The sequence below is a fragment of the Parasphingopyxis sp. genome, assembly GCF_052168275.1.
Lineage (GTDB): Bacteria > Pseudomonadota > Alphaproteobacteria > Sphingomonadales > Sphingomonadaceae > Parasphingopyxis.
This window is the reverse complement of sequence record NZ_JBQLZM010000014.1, coordinates 1-4,425: the sequence shown is the minus strand read 5'-3', so window position 1 is coordinate 4,425 and position 4,425 is coordinate 1. Positions and strand designations below refer to the sequence as shown.

Sequence of the window (4,425 nt, the reverse complement as noted above, 5' to 3'; positions counted from 1 at the left end):
GCCCATCACCTGATTGAGCTGCGCGAATGCTATGGCCAGACGGTCGGTCATGCGCTGCTCTTAGGCGCGGCGCGGCAGCGGTGCAACGGGATTAGCCGTAGGCCAGATTGCCGAGGAAACGCCCGGGGATGAAGGCGAAGGCACCGGCGATGACGAGGCCGATATACATGCCTTCCATCGCCCGGCGATGCCCGGCGATGTCGCCACGCCGCAGCCGCCACAGCGACAGCGGTACCGACACCAGAACGACCAGCGAAAAGATGTGGATGAAGGACAGGGAGAACCAGAAGCTCGAAATCGCGGCGGTCAGCATCAGCATCACCCATATCCGGCCGAGCAGCCGGTGGCGCGCATCGCCCTTGCGGCCGTAGAGAATGAACGCGCCGAGCGGCAGCGCGGGCAGCACCGACGCGAGATGGATCGCCACGGCCGGCGAGAAGGCGTTGTCGCTCGGCCGGCCGTTCCCGTAGCTCAATGCCATCAGCGCCAGCGTGACGACGATTGTGCCGCCCGCGATCGCCAGGATGGCGGACACGGGAAGGCGGTCGGACGTATGGACCGCGGCGCGCGTCATGCGAGCACCGCCATGGCCGGCAGCGCGCCGAGCGGCATGCTCGCGGTGGCGGCGACGAGGAAACCCGAAACGACAAGCGCGAGGCAAGCCGCGCCGAGCGGCGGCACGATAGTGCGAATATCGATGGTCATGGCGTATCTCCGGTTCGTGACACGGACAGGATGGCGCGGACCCGTTCGCCGGCAAGCGGATCTGCGCGGAGCGGAGAAAATCTTCGCAAAGCCGCCGATTTTGCTCTATCCGCCCATTCACGAAGCGCGAACGGGACGGACGAAAGGGCGAATTTGCGTCAGCTGGCCATCGAAATCTTCATCATCGCGGCGATCGGCGCGGTTCTCGGCCTGCTCGGACCGTTCGGGACCTATGAAATGCCGACCGCGATGCGCCTCGCCTACTGGATCTGCTTCATTCTCGTCGGCTATGCCATCTATCGCCCGGTCCAGACCGTCGCGGTCTGGCTGTCCGAAACCACCGAAATACCGCTCTGGGCTGCACTCCTGTTCGCCGCGGCGCTGGCGGCGATTCCGTTGACGGCGGTGGTCGGTTTCGCGTTGGCCGGCATGAGCTTCGACACCGATTATCTCGGCGCTGGCTTCGGGCGGCTCTATCTGCAGGTGCTCGGCATCGGGCTGGGAATACAGGCCGGCATGTGGCTCCTGTTCACCCGCCATGTCCGGACCGGCGAGGCGCAGGCCGAGCCTGTCTCCGCGAAGGCCGCACCGACGCCGCTCGACGTCCGGGACATCCCCATGCCCGAACGCCCGGAGCCGCCCTTCTTCCAGCGGCTGCCGCCCGCGCTCGGCGACCATCTCGTCTGTCTCGAGATGCAGGACCATTATGTGAAGGCGCACACGCTGGCCGGCAGCGAAATGCTGCTGATGCGACTGCGCGACGCGATCGCCGAGCTTGACGGCGTGGACGGCCTGCAGGTTCACCGCAGCTGGTGGGTGGCGCGGGACCAGGTGCGCGCGATCCGCCGCGAGGGGCGCGGCATCAAGCTCGAGCTCGCCAACGGCCTGCTCGCCCCGGTGGCGCGCAACCGGCAGGAGGCATTGCGCAGCGCGGGATGGCTCTAGACGCGCGGCGACGAACGGGCTGCGTCGGCCCTCCCCAGAAAAGCGCCGCAAAGCTGTTTCTTTTTTCCCGGCACGGCCTAAAACGGCGCGCAGAAGGGGAAGAGCATCCATGAAGTTGCTGTCGGGTAATTCCAATCTGCCGCTCGCGAGCGCGATCTCCCAATATCTCGAGATTCCGCTGACCGAAGCGAATGTCCGGCGGTTCGCCGACGAGGAGATCTTCGTCGAGATCCTCGAAAATGTCCGTGGCGAGGACGTGTTCGTCGTCCAGTCGACCAGCTATCCGGCGAACGACAATCTGATGGAGCTGCTGATCATCATCGATGCGCTGAAACGCGCATCGGCGAAGCGGATCACGGCCGTCATGCCCTATTTCGGCTATGCCCGGCAGGACCGGAAACCCGGCCCCCGCACGCCGATCTCCTCCAAGCTCGTCGCCAATCTGATCACGGTCGCGGGCGCCAACCGGGTGCTGACGATGGACCTGCACGCCGGCCAGATCCAGGGCTTTTTCGATATCCCGACCGACAATCTCTACGGCGCACCGGTGATGGCGGCGGACATTTCCGCGCGCTTCTCCAAGAAGGACATCACCGTCGTCTCGCCCGATGTCGGCGGCGTGGTCCGCGCGCGTGCGCTCGCCAAGCGGCTCGACAATGCGCCGCTCGCGATCATCGACAAGCGCCGCGAGAAGCCAGGCGAATCCGAGGTCATGAACATCATCGGCAATGTCGAAGGGCGGTTCTGCGTCATCGTCGACGATATCGTCGATTCGGCCGGCACGCTGTGCAACGCGGCCGCCGCGATGAAGCAAGCGGGCGCCGAAGAGGTCGTCGCCTATTGCTCGCACGGCGTGCTTTCCGGTGGCGCCGTCGCCCGGGTCGACGGGTCGGTGATGAAGGAGCTGGTGATCACCGATTCGATCGGCAATCACGATGCGATCGCCGAGGCCGAAAAGATCCGCCACCTGCCGATCGCGCCGCTGTTCGCCGAAGCGATCCGCCGCATCGCCGACGAAAGCTCGGTCTCCAGCCTGTTCGATTGAGCGCCGACTCAGCTCTCCCACGCCCAGGGGTCGTAGCTGCCGAAGCTCCAGGCATAGCCTTCGGGATCGAGCGCGCCGTAGTTCCGCCCGCCATAATCCTCACCTTGCGGTTCGCGGATGATTTTCGCGCCCGCCGCCCGCGCACGCTCGCAATGTGCGTCCACATCCTCGATTACGACATAGAGCGCGATCGTGTTGCAGCCAGCCACAGCGGGCACTGTCATCGACGCCGCTTTGGTCCACTCGCTGTCGGTCGCCGTCGCCAGCATGATCATGTGGCCGTCGCGGACGAGTTGGGCGTTGTGGACGATGTGCGGGTTTTCGTCATCGGAGAAGATGGCATGCCGCTCCAAACCGAAGGCTTCGCAGAGAAAATCGATCGCGCCAGGCGCGTCCTCGTAGCGCAGATTGGCGATGATCGCAGGTTTGACGGGCATGGCGTCCTCCATTTCATCAGGGTGCGGCAGGCTTTTTGGCAGACCGGCCGAGACAAGGATTGTATCGCCGTTACCTCTTCGAAGCTTATCAGTCGTGCGTCACGCCGCCGCCGCCCGGATGCAGACGGCGGCGCAGTTCGCCGGGCGTCATCGCCGAGAATTGCCGGGTCTCCCGCGTCAGATGCGCCTGATCGACATAGCCGTGATCGGCGGCGAGCGCGGCGAGACTTTCGTGCGGCGCCGCCGAAATCGCCGCACTGAACCGTTCGAACCTAGCGAGACGGCGGAAGTGGTCGGGCGAGATGCCGAAGGCATCGATGAAACGCCGGTTCAGATGTTTGCGGCTCCAGCCGATCTCCGCGGCGAGTTCGCCGGGCCGCCGGGCATCGGCACGCCGGAGTTGCCGCGCAGCCCAGTCGACCGGGCAGCGCTCGACCGCGGCCTCGGTCGCTGCCATGCGGCGAACGAAAAAGCGATCGACCAGCCGGTAGCGCGCTTCGCTGCCGCTCGCCTCGCATAGCCGCTCGCCGAGTTCGGCCGCCTCCATGCCGATCATGTCTTCCAGCTTGAAGCAACGGTTGGCGATGGCGGCGGCCGGCGCGCCGACAAGGCGCGCATAGGTCGAAAGCGGCGCGTGGATGTGCATCCCCCGTTGCGCGCCAAGATTGCGGGCGATCGACGTCGTTTCGGCGGCGCCGCCGATAAAGGCCTCGCCCGCGCCGAGCACGAGCGCCTGGCCTTCGGCGTCGACAATCTCAAGCGGATCGCCGAATACGAAGATCAGCACGCCACGGGTCGCGGCGAGTTCGCGTCGCGAGGTGAAAGTTCCGGTCCGTTCCCAATAATCGGCATAATTGTCGACAAAGCCATCCAGTTTCGGATGCGGGTCAGCCTCGCGAATTTCCCAACTATCGACGCCGTCGTCGTGAGAAGCGCGTATCTCTTCGCGCCGGCGGTCGAAGTCCGTCAGGGCGGTCATGCGCTTTTTCTAGCATGGCGGCCGGGGATTAGCTACGAGACTGAGATGCCGACGCTTTCCGACGATATCGCTCTCGCCAACCGGCTCGCCGATGCCGCCGGCGACGCCATCCGCCCACTATTCCGCGCCGATTTCGCGCGCGAGGACAAGGCCGATGCCTCGCCCGTTACCGAAGCGGACAAGGCCGCCGAAACCGCGATCCGCGCGATCCTCGAAAAGGAACGCCCCGGGGACGGCATTATCGGCGAGGAATTCGGCCGCGAGCGCGAGGGCGCGTCGCGCCAATGGGTGCTCGACCCGATCGACGGGACGAC

At 65.5% G+C, this 4,425-nt stretch carries 7 protein-coding genes; 3 read left to right on the top strand and 4 right to left on the bottom strand.

Annotated features, from left to right (window positions below; translation table 11 throughout):
• Positions 1-91 precede the first annotated feature (91 nt).
• Together ACTS1X_RS01380 and ACTS1X_RS01375 are read right to left on the bottom strand one after the other, a co-directional pair.
• Positions 92-574 carry a DUF2306 domain-containing protein gene (locus ACTS1X_RS01380; RefSeq protein ID WP_442612599.1) on the bottom strand — a complete coding sequence of 161 codons (483 nt, stop codon included), beginning with the start codon at positions 572-574 and terminating at the stop codon, positions 92-94.
• Positions 571-705 carry a hypothetical protein gene (locus ACTS1X_RS01375; RefSeq protein WP_442612598.1) on the bottom strand — a complete coding sequence of 45 codons (135 nt, stop codon included), beginning with the start codon at positions 703-705 and terminating at the stop codon, positions 571-573. Before ACTS1X_RS01375 ends, ACTS1X_RS01380 begins: the two co-directional genes overlap by 4 nt.
• Positions 706-858: 153 nt before the next feature.
• Here ACTS1X_RS01375 and ACTS1X_RS01370 point away from each other — a divergent pair, with 153 nt between their 5' ends.
• Together ACTS1X_RS01370 and ACTS1X_RS01365 are read left to right on the top strand one after the other, a co-directional pair.
• Positions 859-1,650, top strand: a complete 792-nt coding sequence (locus ACTS1X_RS01370) for a LytTR family transcriptional regulator DNA-binding domain-containing protein (protein ID WP_442612597.1) — start codon at positions 859-861, stop codon at positions 1,648-1,650.
• Positions 1,651-1,759: 109 nt separating this feature from the next.
• Positions 1,760-2,695 carry a ribose-phosphate pyrophosphokinase gene (locus tag ACTS1X_RS01365; RefSeq protein ID WP_442612596.1) on the top strand — a complete coding sequence of 312 codons (936 nt, stop codon included), beginning with the start codon at positions 1,760-1,762 and terminating at the stop codon, positions 2,693-2,695.
• 8 nt (positions 2,696-2,703) lie between these two features.
• On the opposite strand, the gene ACTS1X_RS01360 is transcribed toward ACTS1X_RS01365, so the two are convergent.
• A complete protein-coding gene (locus ACTS1X_RS01360; protein ID WP_442612595.1) occupies positions 2,704-3,132 on the bottom strand; it encodes a VOC family protein in 429 nt (142 codons plus the stop codon).
• Positions 3,133-3,220: 88 nt separating this feature from the next.
• Complete coding sequence (locus ACTS1X_RS01355; protein WP_442612594.1) at positions 3,221-4,111, bottom strand: helix-turn-helix domain-containing protein; 891 nt, start codon at positions 4,109-4,111, stop codon at positions 3,221-3,223.
• A 45-nt stretch (positions 4,112-4,156) separates the two neighbouring features.
• On the opposite strand from ACTS1X_RS01355, the gene ACTS1X_RS01350 reads away from it, so the two are divergent.
• Positions 4,157-4,425 (top strand): inositol monophosphatase family protein (locus ACTS1X_RS01350; protein WP_442612593.1); only part of this gene is annotated, 269 nt, incomplete at its 3' end.